This is a genomic window from Craurococcus roseus (assembly GCF_039523795.1).
GTDB classification, from domain to species: Bacteria; Pseudomonadota; Alphaproteobacteria; order Acetobacterales; family Acetobacteraceae; genus Craurococcus; species Craurococcus roseus.
In genome coordinates this window covers 1-17076 of sequence record NZ_BAAAFZ010000001.1, presented here as the reverse complement: position 1 = coordinate 17076, position 17076 = coordinate 1, and the positions used below count along the sequence as shown (strand labels likewise).

General features: G+C 74.6%; 11 protein-coding genes, 1 tRNA gene and 1 pseudogene. 10 read left to right on the top strand and 3 right to left on the bottom strand.

Translation table 11 applies throughout. The features are described from left to right. The 6 genes from ABD067_RS00065 to ABD067_RS00040 all read left to right on the top strand — a co-directional run. Window positions 1-1365 (top strand): efflux transporter outer membrane subunit (locus tag ABD067_RS00065; protein WP_343893079.1); only part of this gene is annotated, 1365 nt, incomplete at its 5' end. 100 nt (window positions 1366-1465) lie between these two features. Then, window positions 1466-2683, top strand: coding sequence for an efflux RND transporter periplasmic adaptor subunit (locus tag ABD067_RS00060; RefSeq protein ID WP_343893078.1), 1218 nt, complete (start codon window positions 1466-1468; stop codon window positions 2681-2683). Window position 2684: 1 nt separating this feature from the next. Further along, complete coding sequence (locus ABD067_RS00055) at window positions 2685-5849, top strand: efflux RND transporter permease subunit (protein WP_343893077.1); 3165 nt, start codon at window positions 2685-2687, stop codon at window positions 5847-5849. A gap of 7 nt (window positions 5850-5856) precedes the next feature. Further along, window positions 5857-8955, top strand: a complete 3099-nt coding sequence (locus ABD067_RS00050; RefSeq protein ID WP_343893075.1) for an efflux RND transporter permease subunit — start codon at window positions 5857-5859, stop codon at window positions 8953-8955. Between the two features lie 502 nt (window positions 8956-9457). After that, window positions 9458-10375, top strand: coding sequence for an ornithine cyclodeaminase family protein (locus ABD067_RS00045; RefSeq protein ID WP_343893074.1), 918 nt, complete (start codon window positions 9458-9460; stop codon window positions 10373-10375). A 92-nt stretch (window positions 10376-10467) separates the two neighbouring features. After that, window positions 10468-11802, top strand: coding sequence for an NAD(P)/FAD-dependent oxidoreductase (locus ABD067_RS00040; protein ID WP_343893073.1), 1335 nt, complete (start codon window positions 10468-10470; stop codon window positions 11800-11802). 108 nt (window positions 11803-11910) lie between these two features. Here the strand turns inward: ABD067_RS00040 and ABD067_RS00035 are convergent, their stop codons facing one another. Together ABD067_RS00035 and ABD067_RS00030 are read right to left on the bottom strand one after the other, a co-directional pair. Further along, on the bottom strand, window positions 11911-12231 hold the full coding sequence (locus tag ABD067_RS00035) for a hypothetical protein (RefSeq protein ID WP_343893072.1): 321 nt from the start codon (window positions 12229-12231) through the stop codon (window positions 11911-11913). Between the two features lie 183 nt (window positions 12232-12414). Next, the gene (locus ABD067_RS00030; protein ID WP_343893071.1) at window positions 12415-12675 is read right to left on the bottom strand and encodes a hypothetical protein; all 261 of its coding nucleotides are present in this window, start codon (window positions 12673-12675) and stop codon (window positions 12415-12417) included. A gap of 183 nt (window positions 12676-12858) precedes the next feature. On the opposite strand from ABD067_RS00030, the gene ABD067_RS00025 reads away from it, so the two are divergent. The 3 genes from ABD067_RS00025 (at window position 12859) to ABD067_RS00015 (ending at window position 14740) form a co-directional block, all read left to right on the top strand. Then, window positions 12859-13065, top strand: coding sequence for a DUF6494 family protein (locus ABD067_RS00025; protein ID WP_343893070.1), 207 nt, complete (start codon window positions 12859-12861; stop codon window positions 13063-13065). Between the two features lie 60 nt (window positions 13066-13125). Next, window positions 13126-14307: an N-methyl-L-tryptophan oxidase gene (gene solA, locus ABD067_RS00020; protein WP_343893069.1), complete on the top strand. Its 1182-nt coding sequence runs from the start codon at window positions 13126-13128 to the stop codon at window positions 14305-14307. 361 nt (window positions 14308-14668) lie between these two features. Then, a tRNA-Thr gene (locus ABD067_RS00015) sits at window positions 14669-14740 on the top strand. Between the two features lie 13 nt (window positions 14741-14753). Here ABD067_RS00015 and ABD067_RS00010 read toward each other — a convergent pair. Continuing rightward, a pseudogene (locus tag ABD067_RS00010) lies at window positions 14754-16121 on the bottom strand (glycoside hydrolase family 1 protein). Window positions 16122-16493: 372 nt separating this feature from the next. Between ABD067_RS00010 and ABD067_RS00005 the strand changes: the two are divergent. Beyond that, window positions 16494-16844 (top strand): cupin domain-containing protein, encoded by a 351-nt coding sequence (locus ABD067_RS00005; protein WP_343893068.1) that lies wholly within the window; start codon window positions 16494-16496, stop codon window positions 16842-16844. Window positions 16845-17076 lie beyond the last annotated feature (232 nt).

Genomic DNA, 17076 nt, shown 5'->3' with positions numbered 1-17076 from the left:
GCCGTGCTCGGCGGCTGCGGGTGGCTGACGCCGGCGGCGACCACCTCCGGCATCGCCCTGCCCGAACGCCTCCGCGCGGCGGACGCGGCCGTGCCCGCGGTGTGGCCCGACCCCGCTTGGTGGCGCGGCTTCGGCTCGCCGGAGCTGGACGCGCTGATGGCGCGCGCGGTCGCCGCCAACTTCGACATCGCCGCCGCCGTCGCCCGTGTCCGGCAGGCCGACGCGCAGGTCAGGATCGTCGGCGCCGCGTTGCTGCCGGCCGTGGACCTCGGCGCCCAGGCGGTGCGACAGCAAAGCGCGCTCGTCGGAACCGGCAACTTCGCCCGCCGGCGCGTCTTCTCCTCCAACAACCTGAGCCTCTCGGCCGCCTACGAGATCGACTTCTGGGGCAAGAACCGCGCCAACCTGGAGGCGGCGCAGCAGGTCGCCTTCGCCAACCGCTTCGACGTGGGCACCGTGGCGCTGACCACCGAGGCTTCGGTGGGCAACACCTACTTCGCCCTGCTGGCGGCGCAGGAGCAGTTGGCGATCCAACGCGGCAACCTCGACATCGCAACGCGGGTGCTGCGGGTGATCCGGGAGCGCTTCGGCGTCGGCACCGGCACCGGCCTCGAGCTGGCGCAGCAGGAAACGATCGCGGCGCAGCAGCGGGCGCTGGTCCCGCCGCTGCAACAGCAGGTGGAGCAGAACCGCAACTCGCTCGGCTTGCTGGTCGCGTTGCCGCCGGAGCGGCTGGCGGTGGAGGGCGGGGGCTTCAACCGGCTGAAGATCCCGCCCGTGGCCCCCGGCCTGCCGGCGGAGGTGCTGGTCCGGCGGCCCGACGTGCTCTTCGCCGAAGCGAACCTCGCCGCCGCCAACGCCAACGTGGTGGTGGCGCGCGCCCAGCTCCTGCCCGCGATCACCCTCACCGGCTCCGGCGGCTTCCAGAGCGTGGTGTTCGAAAACCTGCTCCGCCCGGGTTCCACCATCTTCAGCCTCGCCGCCGGTCTCACCCAGCCGATCTTCCGCGGTGGCGCGCTGCGGGGGCAGGTGCGGCTCAGCGAGGCGCAGGCGGAGGAGCTGCTGGCGGCCTACCGGGCCGCGATCATCAACGCCCTGGTGGACACCGAGAACGCCCTGGTCGCGCTGCGCCGGACCACGGAACAGGAGCGGTTGCAGGCCGAGGCGGTGCGGACGGCCGAGCGCGCCTACGCCATCGGCGAGGCGCAGCTCCGGGCCGGCACCATCGATCTCGTCACCTTGCTCACCACCCAGCAAACCCTGTTCAGCGCCCGCAACACGCTGGTGGAGGCGCGGCTGGCGCGCTTCCAGGCGGCGGTCGCGCTGTTCCGCGCCCTGGGTGGCGGCTGGAACGCGCCCATATAGGGTGGCAGCCCCGGGGGCATCACGGCCGCGCGGGCGGCCGTGGGGCGCCGCCCCCCGCGCCGTACCACCCCCCGCATCCTTGTGGAGTGCCCCAGCGCCCATGCGCCGCCCGGCCCTGATCGTCCTTGCCCTCCTGCTGCTCGGCGGCGCGGGGGCCGGGGCTTGGTATTGGGCGCGGAGCGGCGATGCCGCGCCTGCGCCGCAGGCGGCGGGCCGTGCCGGCGGCCGCGGCGGCGGCGGGCCGGTGCCGGTCACGGCCGCGGCGGCGGCGCGGCAGGACGTGCCCATCGTGCTCGACGCCATCGGCACGGTGCAGGCCTTCAACACCATCACCGTCCGGGCGCAGGTGGACGGGCAACTCGTCGAGATCGCCTTCCGCGAAGGGCAGGAGGTCAAGCAGGGCGACCTGCTGGCGCGCATCGACCCGCGCGCCTACCAAGCGGCGCTTGACCAGGCGGTGGCGAAGAAGGCGCAGGACGAGGCGTTGCTGGCCAACGCCAGGCTCGACCTCCAGCGCTACACCGCCCTGGCGCGGAACGAGGGCGTGTCCCGCCAGCAGCAGGACACGCAGCGCGCCCAGGTGGCGCAGTACGAGGCGCAGGTCGCCGGCGACCAAGCGGCGATCGACAGCGCCCGCACCCAGCTCTCCTTCACCACCATCCGCTCGCCGATCGAAGGCCGGGTCGGCCTCCGCCTGGTGGACCAGGGCAACCTGGTGCGCGCTGGCGACGCCACAGGCATCGTTTCCGTGGCGCAGCTCCGCCCCATCGCCGTGGTGTTCACCCTGCCGCAGCAGGAGCTGCCCCGCGTGCTGGAGGCGCTCGCCCGCGGCCCCGTGCCGGTGGAGGCGCAGACCAGCGGCGGTTCCGCGGCGCAGGGCGAGCTGCTGACGCTCGACAACGTGGTGGACGCGCAGACCGGCACCATGAAGCTGAAGGCGAGCTTCCCGAACGAGGACGGGCGGCTCTGGCCCGGCGCCTTCGCCAGGGTGCGCCTCCAGGTGGATACGGTGCCGGACGCCACCACCGTTCCGCTGGTCGCGGTCCAGCGCGGGCCGGACGGCGCCTACGCCTTCGTGGTGGGGCCCGACCGCACGGTGGAGCAGCGGCCGCTCCGGCTCGGCCCGCTGACGGCGGCGGAGGCCGTGGTGTTGGGGGGCGTGCGGCCCGGCGAGCAGGTGGTGACCTCCGGCGCGCTGCGCCTGACCCCCGGGGCGCAGGTGGCGGTGAGCGACCCCGTCCCACCGACGCCCGACGGCGCCCCGCCGTCGGAGCCCCGCCGCCGCCCGCGCCAAGCGGCCGACGCCGCCCGGCCGTGACGTGAACGTCTCCGCCCCGTTCATCGCCCGCCCGGTTGCGACCTCGCTCCTGGCCGTCGCGGTGTTGCTGGCGGGGCTGTTCGGCTACCTGCGCCTGCCCGTCTCCGCCTTGCCGGAGGTGGACTTCCCGACCATCGAGGTGACGACCACCCTGCCCGGCGGCTCGCCCGAAACCGTGGCGTTGCTGGTCACGGCGTCGCTGGAACGGCAGCTCGCGCAGATCGCCGGCCTCAACGACATCGTCTCGGTGAGCGGGCCCGGGACCAGCCGCATCACCCTGCAATTCAACCTCGGCCGGGACATCGACGACGCGGCGCAGGACGTGCAGGCGGCGATCAACGCCGCGCGCGGCACCTTGCCGGCGAACCTGCCCTACCCGCCCACCTACTCGAAGGTGAACCCGGCCGACCCGCCGATCGTGACCCTGGCGCTCACCTCCGACACGCTGCCGATCTCGCGCCTGTCCGACTCCGCGGACACGCTGCTGGCGCAGCGGCTCGCCCAGGTGGGCGGCGTCGGGCGGGTGCTGGTGCAGGGCAGGATGCGCCCGGCGGTGCGGCTGCAGGCCGACCCGCGGCGGCTCGCCGCCTACGGCCTGTCGCTCGAAGACGTGCGGACGGCGGTCGCGGCCGCCAACGTCAACGCGCCGAAGGGCAGCGTGGACGGGCCGCGCCAAGCCTCCTCGATCATGGCCAACGACCAGATCCGGCAGCCGGGCGACTTCGCCGAGCTCATCATCGCGTGGCGGAACGGCGCGCCGGTGCGGCTGAAGGACATCGGCCAAGCCGTCGAGGGTTTGGAGAACACGCTGACCGGCGCTTGGCACGACGGCCGGCCCGCCGTGCTGCTCGACGTGCAGCGGCAGCCCGGCGCCAACATCGTGGAGACCGTCGCCAACCTGCGCGAACAGCTCCGCACCTTGGAAGGGGCGCTGCCGCAGGGGGCGCGGCTCTCCGTGGTCGCCGACCGGACGGAGACGATCCGCGCCTCGGTGCGCGACGTGCAGTTCACCCTGGTCCTGGCGGTGCTGCTGGTGGTGGCGGTGATCTACGTCTTCCTCCGGAGCTGGCGCGCCACCGTGATCCCGGGCGTCGCCCTGCCGCTCTCCATCGTCGGCACCTTCGGGGTGATGGCGCTCTGCGGCTTCTCGCTCGACAACCTCTCGCTCATGGCGCTGACGGTCGCCACCGGCTTCGTGGTGGACGACGCCATCGTCATGATCGAGAACATCGTCCGCCTGATCGAGGGCGGGAAGCGGCCGCTCGCCGCGGCCTACGAAGGGGCGCGGCAGATCGGCTTCACCGTCGTTTCCCTCACCGTGTCCCTGGTCGCGGTCTTCATCCCGCTGCTCTTCATGCCGGGGGTGGTCGGGCGGTTGTTCCAGGAATTCGCGCTGACGCTGACCATCGCGGTCGTCGTCTCCATGTTCGTCTCCCTGACGCTGACGCCCATGATGTGCGGCAGGCTGCTGCGGCCGGCCGGGACCGACCGGCCCGGCCGCCTCGCGCGCGCCTTCGAGCGGGGCTTCGCCGCCCTGCACCGGGGCTACGGCCGCAGCCTCGACTGGGCGTTGCGGCGGGAGGGGCTGATGCTGGCATTGGCGGCGCTGACGCTCGCCGGCACGGTCGCGCTCTACGTGGTGGTGCCCAAGGGCTTCCTGCCGTCGCAGGACACCGGCCAGATCGTGGCGACGGTGGAGGCGCCGCAGGACGTCTCCTTCGCCCGCATGTCGGCGCTGCAACGGGAGGTCGCCGAAGCGATCCGGGCCGATCCGGCCGTCACCGCGGTGACTTCCGTGGTCGGTGCCGGCGTGGTGAACGCGGCCCAGAACACCGGACGCATCGCGGCGGTGCTGCGGCCGCGCGACGAGCGGGCCGAGGACGTCCGCGCCGTCGTCGCGCGCCTGCAACCGCGGCTGGACGCGCTGACCGGCGTGGTCGTGCACCTCCAGCCGGTGCAGGACATCCAGATCGGCTCGCGCCCCGGCAGCACGCAGTTCCAGTACACGCTGATGGCCCCCGACCCGGCGGAGCTGGCGCGGTGGGCGCCGCTGCTGCAACGGCGGCTGGAGCGGCTGCCGGAGCTGCGCGACGTCTCCTCCGACCAGCGCGACGGGGGCCTGCGCGTCACGCTCGACGTGGACCGGGACCGCGCGGGGCGCCTCGGCGTCACCATGCAGGCCGTCGACGACGTGCTCTACAACGCCTTCGGGCAGCGGCAGATCTCGACCATCTACGCCCAGAACAACCAGTACCGCGTGGTGCTGGAGGCGACCCCGGAGCTGCGGGACGACCCCGCCATGATCGCCCAGCTCCGCGTCCCGGCCACCGCCGGGCAGCCGGCGACGGCGCAGGGCACCGCGGTCGCCCCGCCCGGCGGCAGCGCGCAGGTGCCGCTCGCGGAGTTCGCGCGCGTCGGCCGCGCCGCCGGCCCGCTGACGGTGACGAAGCAGGGCCAGTTCCCCGCCGTGACCCTCGGCTTCGACCTGGCGCACGGCGCCTCGCTGGGCCAGGCGGTCGCCGCCATCCGGCGGGCGGAGGCCGAGATCGGGATGCCCGACACCGTCGTCGGCGGTTTCGCCGGCGACGCGGCGGAGTTCATGCGCTCCCTCCAGGGGGCGCCCTGGCTGATCCTGGCGGCCGTGGTGGTGATCTACATCGTCCTCGGCGTGCTCTACGAGAGCCTGGTCCACCCGGTCACCATCCTCTCCACGCTGCCCTCGGCCGGGATCGGCGCGCTGCTCGCGCTCATGCTGTTCGGCCTCGATCTCTCGGTCGTCGGGCTCATCGGCATCGTGCTGCTGATGGGCATCGTGAAGAAGAACGCCATCATGATGATCGACTTCGCGCTGGAAGCGCAGCGCGAGCGCGGCCTGGGCGCCCGCGCCGCGATCGTCGAGGCGAGCATGCTGCGCTTCCGGCCGATCATGATGACCACGCTCGCCGCCCTGCTCGGCGCCCTGCCGCTGGTGCTGGAGCGGGGCACCGGGTCGGAGCTGCGGCTGCCGCTCGGCGTCTCGGTCGTCGGCGGCCTGCTGCTCTCCCAGGTGGTCACGCTCTACACCACGCCGGTGGTCTACCTGGCGATGGAGCGCGGCCGGGAACGGCTCGCCCGGCTGGGGCGCCGCCGCGCGCGGCCGCCCGCGGCCGGGCACCCGGCCGAGTAGCCGCCCCGTGTCGATCTCCGAGCCGTTCATCCGGCGGCCGATCGCCACGGCCCTGCTGTCGGTCGGCTTGGCGCTCGCCGGCCTCGCCGCCTATTTCGCCTTGCCGGTGGCGCCGCTGCCGAGCGTGGACCTGCCCACCATCGTCGTCTTTGCCAACCAGCCCGGCGCGGACCCGGCCACCATGGCCTCCTCGGTCGCGGCGCCGCTGGAGCGGCGGCTGGGCGCCATCGCCGGCGTGTCGGAGATGACCTCCACCTCCTCGCTCGGCAGCACCTCCATCGTCGTCCAATTCGAGCTGTCGCGCAGCGTCGAGGGCGCGGCGCGGGACGTGCAGGCGGCGATCAACGCCGCCGGCGGCGACCTGCCGGCCGGATTGCCGACGCCGCCCACCTTCCGCAAGGCCAACCCCGGCGACGCGCCGGTGCTGATCATGTCCATGGCGTCCGACACCGTGGCCCCGGGCGCGGTCTACGACGCCGTGGACAGCGTCGTCGCGCCGCGCATCGCCCAGGTTCCGGGCGTCTCCCAGGTCGTCATCAGCGGCGCCGAGCAACCGGCCATCCGCGTCGCGGTGGACCCCGCCGCCGCCAAGGCGGCCGGCGTCTCGATGGAAACCATCCGCCAGGCGATCGCCGCCAACAACGTGACCCAGGCGACCGGCCTGATCGACGGGCGGGAGCAGTCCGCCGCCGTTTCGGTGAACGACCGGCTCAACGCGCCGGAGGACTACGCCGGCATCATCGTGAAGTCCCAGAACGGCGCCGTCGTCCGCCTGTCCTCGGTGGCCCGCGTCGCGCTCGACACGCGCGACCGGCGCCAGGCCGGCTCCTACGACGGCCGGCCGGCCGTGCTGGTGATCGTGTTCAAGCAGGCCGACGCCAACGTCATCGAGGTGGTGGACGGCATCCAGCGCCTAGTGCCGCAACTCGAGCGCTGGCTGCCCGCCGGCCTCAAGGTGCGCACGGTGCGCGACCGGTCGGAGACCATCCGCGCCAGCGTCCACGACGTGCAGCAGGCGCTGCTGATCTCGATCGCGCTTGTGGTCGCGGTGGTCGCGGTGTTCCTGCGCCGCCCCTCCGCCGTGGCCGCGGCCGGGGCCGCCGTGCCGCTCTCCCTGCTCGGCACGCTCGCGGCGATGTGGCTGCTCGGCTACTCGCTCAACAACCTCTCGCTCATGGCGCTGACCATCTCGGTCGGCTTCGTCGTGGACGACGCCATCGTCATGATCGAGAACATGTCGCGGCTGATGGAGCGCGGCATGGCGCCCATGCAAGCGGCGCTGGTGGGGGCGCGGCAGATCGGCTTCACCGTCGTGTCCATCACCGTGTCGCTGATCGCCGTCTTCATCCCGCTGCTCTTCATGGGCGGCATCGTCGGGCGGCTGTTCCGCGAGTTCTCGGCGACGCTGGCGATCGCCGTGGCCCTTTCCGGCGTCATCTCCCTCACCCTGACCCCCATGCTGGCCGGGCACCTGGCCCGCGCCGAACCGCGCCCGCCCGGTCGCCTCGCGCGCGCGTTCGAGGCGGCGATGGACGGGCTGACGCGCGGCTATCTCTGGAGCCTGCGGCACGCGCTGCGCTTCCGCCGCACCATGCTGCTGCTGACGCTCGGCCTCGTCGGGCTGACCGTCTGGCTTTACACGGTCGTGCCCAAGGGCTTCTTCCCCGACCAGGACACGGGCCTCGTCATCGGCACCACGCGGGCCCCGCCGGACACCTCCTTCAGGGCCATGCTGGAGTTGCAGGAGCGCGTGGTGCAGGTGCTGCTGCGCGACCCGGCGGTGGCCGGCATCAGCTCCTCCGTGGGCGGCGGCAACTTCAACGCCTCCGTCAGCCAAGGGCGGCTCTTCATCTCGCTGAAGCCGCTGTCCGAACGGCCGGACGCGAGCGCGGCGCAGGTGGTCGAACGGCTGCGCCGGCCGCTGGCCGCGGTGCCCGGCATCCAGACCTTCCTGCGCGCGGTGCAGGACATCGGCATCGGCGGCCGCCCCGGCAACGCGGCCAACCAGTTCGTGCTGCTCTCGCCCGACCTCGAAGGGCTCGCGACCTGGTCGGAGGTCCTGGTGAACCGGTTGCGCACCGTGCCGGGCCTCTCCGACGTGTCCTCCGACCAGCAACGGGCCGGGCTGGTGACGCGGCTGGAGATCGACCGGGACGCGGCGGCGCGGCTCGGCGTCAGCGTCCAGGCGATCGACGCCGCGCTCAACAGCGCCTTCTCGCAGCGGCAGGTCTCGGTGATCTACCGCCCGCGCAACCAGTACCGCGTGGTGCTGGAGGTCGAACCTGGCCGGCAGCAGCACCCTGAGCAGGTGGACGACATCTACGTCACCGGCACCGGCGGCGCGCAGGTGCCCCTCTCGTCCCTGGTCCGGATCGAGCGCGCCGCCGCGCCGCTGGCGGTGACGAAGCAGGGCCAGTTCCCCGCCTCGACCATCACCTTCAACCTCGCCCCCGGCGTCTCGCTCGGCGCGGCCTCGGCGGCGGTGGAGGCGGCGGTGCGGGAGGTCGGCCTGCCGGCCGGGATGCGGACGGAGTTCGCCGGCGGCGCCAAGGCTTTCCAGTCCTTCGCCCGCGACGAGCCGCTGCTGATCTTGGCGGCGGTGCTGGCCATCTACATCGTGCTCGGCGTGCTGTACGAGCACCTGCTGCACCCGCTCACCATCATCTCCACGCTGCCCGCCGCCGGCATCGGCGCGCTGCTGGCGCTGCTCGCCACCGGCACGCCCTTCACCGTCATCGCCTTCATCGGCGTGATCCTGCTGATGGGCATCGTGAAGAAGAACGCCATCATGATGGTGGACTTCGCGCTGGAGCACGAGCGGAACGAGGGCGTGGGGGGCGCGGCCGCCATCCTGGAGGCGTGCCGCGAGCGCTTCCGGCCGATCCTGATGACCACGCTGGCCGCCGTGTTCGGCGCGGTGCCGCTCGCGCTCGCCTCCGGCGCGGGGTCGGAGCTGCGCCAGCCGCTCGGGATCGCCATCATCGGCGGGCTGCTGTTGTCGCAGCTCCTGACCCTCTACACGACGCCCGCGGTTTTCCTGGCGCTGGATGGATGGGGCGCGGGCAGGCGCGCGGCGGTCCCCTCCGCCATTCCCCAACAAGGATGATGCGCCGGCCGTGGGCGAACTCGGATCGCCCCGGGACGGCGCCGGACCGGGCGGGCCCGGCCGCGTGTCCCGAGTCGCCGTTCCGCTCATGGGGACGGAGCGGTGGGCGAACTGGGTGCGCCGCACGCCGAGACCGTTGCGGCCGGTGCGCATGGCCGCACCCTCCTCCCCGATTCCGCTCCTTGCGGTACATCGGGAGCGCGCGGCGGCGGCTGCGGCCGCCGGGTTGGCCACATCCCATCGGCCTCGGCCCGTGCAGGCCCCCTGGGTGCGCGGCGCGCGGTTCTGGGGGAACCGAAGGCGGTCGCCGCCGCGCCGTCGCCGGTCGAGCGGGTTCGGGGCGGGAGGGCGCCATGGGACGAGGGGGAGGGGGCTCGGCGAGGAGCCGGTCCGGGGCGGTCACGGCCCGGGCCAGCGCGCGGCCAACGGCGGGTGCCTGCGGCGCGCCGCACGGTCCGCTGCCGCCCCCCACGGCGGTGAGAGCGGCCGGACGGGCCGGGACGTGAGAGTTTTCGGCGCCGCGGAAACGGCCGCGGCCCTGCCCTTTCCGGCCCTGGTCGCGGCCCTGCGCGCCGGCTTCGCGGCCGGCGCGGCCGAGGTGCCGGACCGGCACGTGCACGCGCTGCCCGGCGGCGCCACGCTCCTCCTCAAACCGGCCTGGGACGCGGCTTGGCTCGGCACCAAGGTCGTCACCGTCCACCCGGCGAACGCGGGCGCCGGGCTGCCGGCCGTGCACGCGCTCTACGTGCTGCAGGAGTCCGCCACCGGGCGGCCCGCAGCCCTCCTGGACGGGGACGAGTTGACGGCCCGGCGAACGGCGGCGGTGAGCGCCCTTGCCGCCTCCCTGCTCGCCCCAGCGGGGGCGTCTCGCATGCTGCTGTGCGGCGCCGGGCGCGTGGGCCGGCTCCTGCCGTTCGCCATGCGGTCGGCGCTGCCGGGCCTCGCGCAGGTGGAGGTCTGGAGCCCGAGCGGGGCCAGCGCGAAAGCGTTGGCGCGCGAGCTCGACGCCTCCGGTTTCCGGGCCTCGGCCGTGCGCGACCTGGAAGCGGCGTCGCGGCGCGCGGACGTCCTGAGCTGCGCCACGCTGGCGCGCGAACCCGTCCTCCGCGGCGCTTGGCTGCGTCCCGGGCAGCACCTGGACCTCGTGGGCGCGTTCACGGCGGCCATGCGGGAGGCCGACGGCGAAGCCGTCGCGCGGGCGGCGGTGTTCGTGGACACGGAGGCGGCCATCGGCACCTGCGGCGAGTTGCCGGCCGGGTCGCTTGTGCGGGGCACGCTAGCGGCGCTCTGCCGCGGCGAGGCGGGCCGGCGCGCCGCTGACGAGGTGACGCTGTTCAAGTCGGTCGGCACCGCCTTGTCCGACTTAGCGGCCGCCGCGCTCGCCGTGGCCGGCGGCGACCCCGCCCCGCGCTCCGGGTGACCAGTGGAGGCAACCCGCGCCAGGGGCCGCCCGGGCGGACCGGCTTGAGGCGCCGCGTCCCGGCGTTGGGAAACGCCTCCGGGAGGCAGCCCTTGGCCACCGCAGCCGACCGTCGCCGCGCCGCGCCGCCGTCCACGGCCTCGGACCCGCGCTCCCACGGCCTTTGGGACAGGACCGCCCCGCCCGCCCCCGAAACGCCGGCGTTGGAAGGCGACCTGCGCGCGGACGCCGTGGTGGTCGGCGCGGGCTACACCGGCCTTTCCGCCGCCTTGCGGCTCGCCGAGGCCGGTTGCCGCGTCGCCGTGCTGGAAGGCGCCGCGGTCGGCTTCGGCGGCTCCGGCCGCAACGTCGGGCTCGTCAACGCCGGGCTCTGGCTGCCGCCGGACGACGTCGTGGCACGCCTGGGCGAGGAGTACGGCGGGCGCCTCCTCGGCCTGCTCGGCGACTCGCCGCGCCTCGTCTTCGACCTCGTCGAGCGGTGCGGGATCGAGTGCGAGGCGGAGCGCGCCGGCACCCTCCATTGCGCGGCCGGCGCCAAGGGGCTGCGCGACATAGAGGGGCGCGCGGCGCAGTGGGCCGCGCGCGGCGCGCCGGTGCGGCTGCTCGGGGCGGCGGAGACGGCGGCGCGCGTCGGGTCCGGCGCCTACGCCGGGTCGCTGTTCGACGCGCGCGCCGGGACCGTCCAGCCGCTCGCCTACGCCCGCGGACTCGCCCGGGCGGCGCTCGATGCCGGGGCGCGCGTCTTCACCGCGAGCCCGGTGTCCGGGTGCGAGCGCGCGGCGGGCGGAGGGGCGTGGCGCGTTTCGGGACCCGGCGGTTCCGTCACGGCGGATTGGGTGGTCGTCGCCACTAACGCCTACACCTCCGCGCCCTGGCCGGCGGTTCGGGAGGAGATCGTCCGACTCCCCTACTTCAACTTCGCCACGGCGCCGCTCGGCCACAACGCCCGGGCATCGGTGCTGCCAGGCCGCGAAGGCGCGTGGGACACGCGGCGGGTCCTCAGCTCCTTCCGCATGGACCGCTCAGGGCGTTTGGTGGTGGGGAGCGTGGGCGCGCTCCGGGGCGCCGGCGCGGGCGTCCACGAAGCCTGGGCGCGGCGCGTGCTGCGGCGGCTCTTCCCGCAGGCGGGGGACGCGCCCTTCGAGGCGGGCTGGTACGGGCACATCGGCATGACGGCCGACGACCTACCCCGCTTCCACCGCTTGGCCCCTAACGTCGTCGGATTCAGCGGCTACAACGGCCGGGGCATCGGGCCGGGCACTGCCTTCGGCCGCGTCCTCGCGGAGCACGTCCTCGGCGCGCTGCGCGAGGCGGACCTGCCGCTGCCGGCCACCGACCCGCGCTCGGTGCCGTTCCGCCGCGCGCGCGAAGCCGCCTACGAGGCAGGGGCGCGCTTGGCCCACGCCGCGGGCGCCCGCGGCGTGTGAACCGGGGCGCCCGGCGCAAGGGGGGGGCCACCACCCTGTTCCCGAACGGCCGCCCCCCGCCGCAAGGGGCGGGCACCGGCCCGAGGCGCCGCCCCGCCACCTGGACCGTCAATCGGCGGCGGCGCCGACCGTGGCCTCCCAGATCTCCACCAACGCTTCCCGCATGGCCGGCACGGCCAGGAGGCGCTCGCCGGAGGTCCCGTCGCCGACCAAGAGCCCCTCGCGGGTCCGCGTCACGCTCCAAGCGCGCACGGCGCCGGTGCCCTGATCGGTCGTGGTGATGCGGAGGAAGGCTTCGCCGCGCGCCGTGGTCAGCGCCTCCACCCGCCATCCGGGGCGGCCGATGGCGAAGCGCAGGGCCGTCAGCCGGTCGGCGTCGGTGACGCTGCCGGCCCGTTCGGCGCCATCCCGGCCGGCGGTCGCGCTCACGGCGTCATCCCCTTGGCCCGCCTCGGGCGGCGGTGCGCCGGCCGGGGCGGGTGCCGATGCCATCCGCGCTTGGCTGGACGGCCGCTTCCTGGACAGGCCGACGGAGCTCCGGGGCCGCCACGGTCCGCACGGCGCTCGTCCGCGTGGCGCCCCAGGGCGCGCCCCACGTCCGCCGCCGCCGGCTCAGTCGAAGAAGGTTTCAAGGTCGGCCGCGAGCTCTTCCAGGTCGAAGCGGCCGACGACGCACACCCGGTCGAGCCCAGGCCCTTGCTGGACCACGGCCGCCCCGCCCCGCTCCGCTTGGTCCAGCAAGAGTTGGAACACGAGGTCGGCCAGGGCGTGGCCGGCCGGGCGCGCCCGCTCGGGAAAGGCCAAGTCGAGCCCGGCGAAGTCCCGCTCGCCGGGAACTGCGGCGTCGTTGGCGGCGGCGGTCGGGGTCTGCATGTGTGCCCTCACGTTTTCGTGATGTCGCACCGTGCCCTGTTCCCGGCCGCCGCACAAGCGTCCTTGAGTGTCGACCGGGCGGGGAACCGCCCGTTGGGGCTTTGCGTCGCGCGGCCCGGCCCGCAAAGTTTCCCGGACCGGCGGGGCCTTTCATCGCCCGCCGCAGCGGCGGAGGAGGGGCCCGTGGACGAAGACCGCTTCAACATGTCGGTGCGCAAGTTCCTGAAGGTGGTCGGCGTGACCTCGCAGCGGGAGATCGAAAACGCCGTCCGCGAGGCCATCAAGGCGGGGCGGCTCCCCGCCGGCGGCAAGGTCAAGGCGAAGGTGGTGCTCACCATCGGGGAGGTCGGCCTCGCGCACGAGGTCGAGGACGAGATCGAAGTCGGCTGACGACCGGGCCGGACGGGGCGGCGGCGCGGCTTAAGCGGCGCGGGGGGGGCCAGCGAGACCATGGCTTTCGACGTGATCGTGGCGGGCGTGGGCGGGATGGGGAGCGCCGCCTGCTGGCACCTGGCCCGGCGCGGGCTGCGGGTGCTCGGGCTGGAGCGCTTCGACATCCCGCACGCGATGGGCTCATCGCACGGCGTCACCCGCATCATCCGCTTGCCCTACTACGAGGCCCCGGCCTATGTGCCCCTGCTCCGCCGCGCCTACGCGTTGTGGCGCGAGCTGGAGGCGGCGTCCGGCGAGCGGCTGCTGGTGATCACCGGCTCCGTGGACGCCGGCCCGGAGGACGGCGCCATCTTCAACGGCGCCCTGGCCTCCGCCCGCCTCCACGGCCTGCCGCACGAGGCGCTGACGGGCGCGGAGGTGAACGCCCGCTGGCCCGGCTACCGCCTGCCGCCCGCGCACCGCGCCGTGTTCCAGCCCGAAGGCGGCTTCGTGCTGAGCGAGCGGGCGATCGTCGCGCACGCGAACGCCGCCATGGCCGCCGGCGCCGACATCCGGGCGCGGGAGCGGGTGCTGGGCTGGGAAGCGCGCGGGGGCGGCGAGGGCGTCACGGTCACGACGGACAAGGGCCGCCACGAGGCCGGGCGTTTGGTGCTGGCGGCCGGCGCCTGGATGGCCGACCTCGCGCCGCCGCTCGCGGGCGGCTTGGCGGTGCCGGAGCGGCAGGTGCTCGCCTGGTTGCGGCCCAAGGAACCCGGGCTGTTCGCGCCGGAGCGCTTCCCGGTGTTCAACCTGAAGGTTGGGGAGGGGCGGTACTACGGCCTGCCCGAATGGGAGGTGCCGGGCTTCAAATTCGGCCGCTACGGCCACCGCGGCGAGCGCGGCCCGGCCGAGGCGGCGCGGCGCGAGGTGGACGCGGAGGACGAGCGCCTGTTGCGCGCCTTCGCGGAGCGGTACTTCCCGGGCGGCGCCGGCGCGACCATGGCGCTGAGGGCCTGCCTGTTCACCAACACGCCGGACGAGCACTTCGTCCTCGACCGGCACCCCGGTTTCCCGCAGGTGGTGCTGGCCTCGCCCTGCTCGGGGCACGGCTACAAGTTCTGCCCCGTCGTGGGCGAGACCGTGGCCGACCTCGCCACCGGCGACGGCGCGACGGAGCACGACATAGGCTTCCTACGCCTTGGGCGCTTCGGCCGGCACGGGGGCCAGGAACGCGCATCGGCCGCTCCCCAACCGCTCTGAAACGCCGTGGGCGGCGTTCGCCGGGCCGATCCAACACAGGCGCGCCGTCGGCTTGCGCGTGTCGGCACGCCATGGCTGGGCCGCGGGTAGGGCTGCCGTGCCGGCGCGCATCACCGGTACGCCGCCCCCCTGTCTCCGGGGTCGCAAAGGGCGGCACGAAAACGGCAGTACAGAACGGGCGTCGTCGGCGCAAACACCGGCACGAACCGCGCGGACAGCGACCCTCAACCCTCGACTGGCTGGCGAGGAGCCCAGCAATCCAGGGCCAACAAGAACCGGGCCCGATCCGCGAGTCCTCGGTCTTTCCCGGCTCCTCCCGTCCGTTTTCCCGCGCCCGGCCGCGTGCTACAACCGGCCGCGCGCCGGGTTAGCACAGCGGCAGTGCAGCGGTTTTGTAAACCGAAGGTCGGGGGTTCAAATCCCTCACCCGGCAGACGCCCCGACCCTCAAGCCAATCGGTTGGCCCTGGCCCACGCCCCGAACGCGTCCAGGCTCGCCTTCGGCAAGCGCCGGCCGCCCGCGGCGCGGTCCACGGCGACGAGGCCGAAGCGCTGGGTGTAGCCCTTGTCCCATTCCCAGTTGTCCGTGAGCGTCCAACAAAAGTAGCCGCGCAGGTCGCAGCCCTCGGCGGCGGCGCGCGAGGCGGCCAGCAGGTGGTCGCGCAGATAGGCCCGCCGCGCCGGGTCCTGGATCACCCCCGCCGCGTCCGGCGGCGGGTCCTCGTAGGAGGCGCCGTTCTCGGTGATCCAGACCGGCGGGTTGCCGTACTCGTCCCGCAGCCGGCGCAGCAGCGTGGCGAGGGCCTCGGGCTTCACGACGAAGCCCATCAGGGTGCGCGGCGGGTCGTCCGGGTCGTCCGCGTACCGCGCCCCGAACGGGCCGCCCGCCGCGGCCGTCGCCGGGGCGTAGTAGTTGACGCCCAGCAGGTCGTGCCGCTCGCCGATCACCGCGGCGTCGCCGTCGCGCACTCAAGGCGCCAACTCGGCCTCCAGCGCGGCGGGGTAGCGGCCGCCGCGGAAGGGCGGGTCGAGGAACAGCTGGTTGGACAGCGCGTCCAGGCGCCCCGCCGCCGCTTCCTAGCCGGGCCGGGCCGGCTGCACCGGCCGCAGCGACATGGCGCTGCCGAGCGCGGTGCGCGGCGCTTCCGCGCGCAAGGCCCGCACGGCCAAGCCCTGGCCGAGGTTGAGGTGGTGCGCGGCGGCGAAGAACGCGCCGCGGGAGGCGAGGCCGGGCGCGTGCGACGCCTGCCCATGCCCTTCCATCGCGTGGACCTCCGCCTCGTTGAGGACCAGCGCGCGCCGCAGCCGGTCGCCGAAGCGGCGGCCGACGAACGCCGCGTAGTCCGCGAAGCGGTGCGCCGTGTCGCGCTCCGGCCAGCCGCCGCGCGCCTGCAACGCGCTCGGCAGGTCCCAATGGTAGAGGGTGGGCCAGGGCTCCAGGCCCCGCGCCAGCATCGCGTCCAGCAGCCGGTCGTAGAAGGCGAGGCCCGTGGGATTCGGGGCGCCGACGCCTTCGGGCTGCACGCGCGGCCAAGCGATGCTGAAGCGGAAGGCATTGGCCCCGCCGCGCCCGGCAGCGAGGCCGAGATCCTCGGCGAAGCGCTGTGCGAAGCCCGTGCCTTCGGCCGGGGCCGACCCGTCGCGGATCGCGCCTGGGCGCTCGGCGAAGTCGTCCCAGATCGAACGCCCGCGCGAGCCCGCGTCGCCCTCGGTCTGCGCGGAGGACGCGGCGAAGCCCCAGGAGAAACCGGGCGGGAACGAGCCGGCGGCGGTGGCGGGGACCGAGAGCGCGGCGACGCCCAAGGGGGCGCCCATCAGGGCGCGCCGGGTCGGCGGCATGGCGGGTGCGGTCCCTGGCGGTGCGGACCCCGATGCCGGGGGTGTGCCGCAGCGAACGGGCGCACGCCGCCGGGGTTTCGTGACGGGCGAGGCGCCATCGGGCAGGCCGCGCGGGCGGCGTGGCCGCGGGCGTCCGCACGGGCCCGCTTGGTGCCATTGCCCCGGCGTCCTCTCCCCGAAGCGCCGCGCTTCTCCCGGTGTCCCGGCGGCGGCGCGCCCGCCGCAGCCCCGCTTTTCAAAGCCCGCTTTGAACGTTCCCCGCCATGCGGCATGGGGGGCCTGCGAGGCAGGGCCGGGTCGCGGCGCTCCCGCTTGGCACCATCCGGCGCACAGAGGAGCCCCACGCCGATGCACAAGGTCAACCTCGAAGCGAAGCTCGCCGCGTTCTCCGAGCAATGGTCCCCGAAGACCGTCGCGGCCTTCAACGGCCACGACGTGATGGTGGTCAAGGCCAAGGGCGAGTTCGTCTGGCACTCGCACCCGGACACCGACGACCTCTTCCTCGTGCTCAAGGGCCGGCTGACCATCCAACTCCGCGGCGGCGACGTGCGGCTCGGGCCGGGCGAACTCTACGTCGTGCCGCGCGGCGTCGAGCACCGCCCCGTCGCCGAGGAGGAGGTTCATCTGCTGCTCATCGAGCCCGTCGGCACGCCGAACACGGGCGACGAGAGGACCGCGGCCCCGAAAGCGGCCGTGTGAACGCCAACGAAGGCGATTCCGGGCCGGCCTCCACGGGGCCAGGCCGCATCGCAGCCCCGCCGCCCTCGGTTCATGGCCGCGGAGCCGCGGTGCGCGTCCGCGCCGCCCCCGCCGCCTGGCACGACTCCGCGCCGAAGACGCCCCGCCAGCACAGGGCCGCCTCGGCGTCCCCGCGTCCATCAGTCAAACGCCTCCGCGAACCCGGCCGCTGGCGCCATCGAAAACCCCTCCA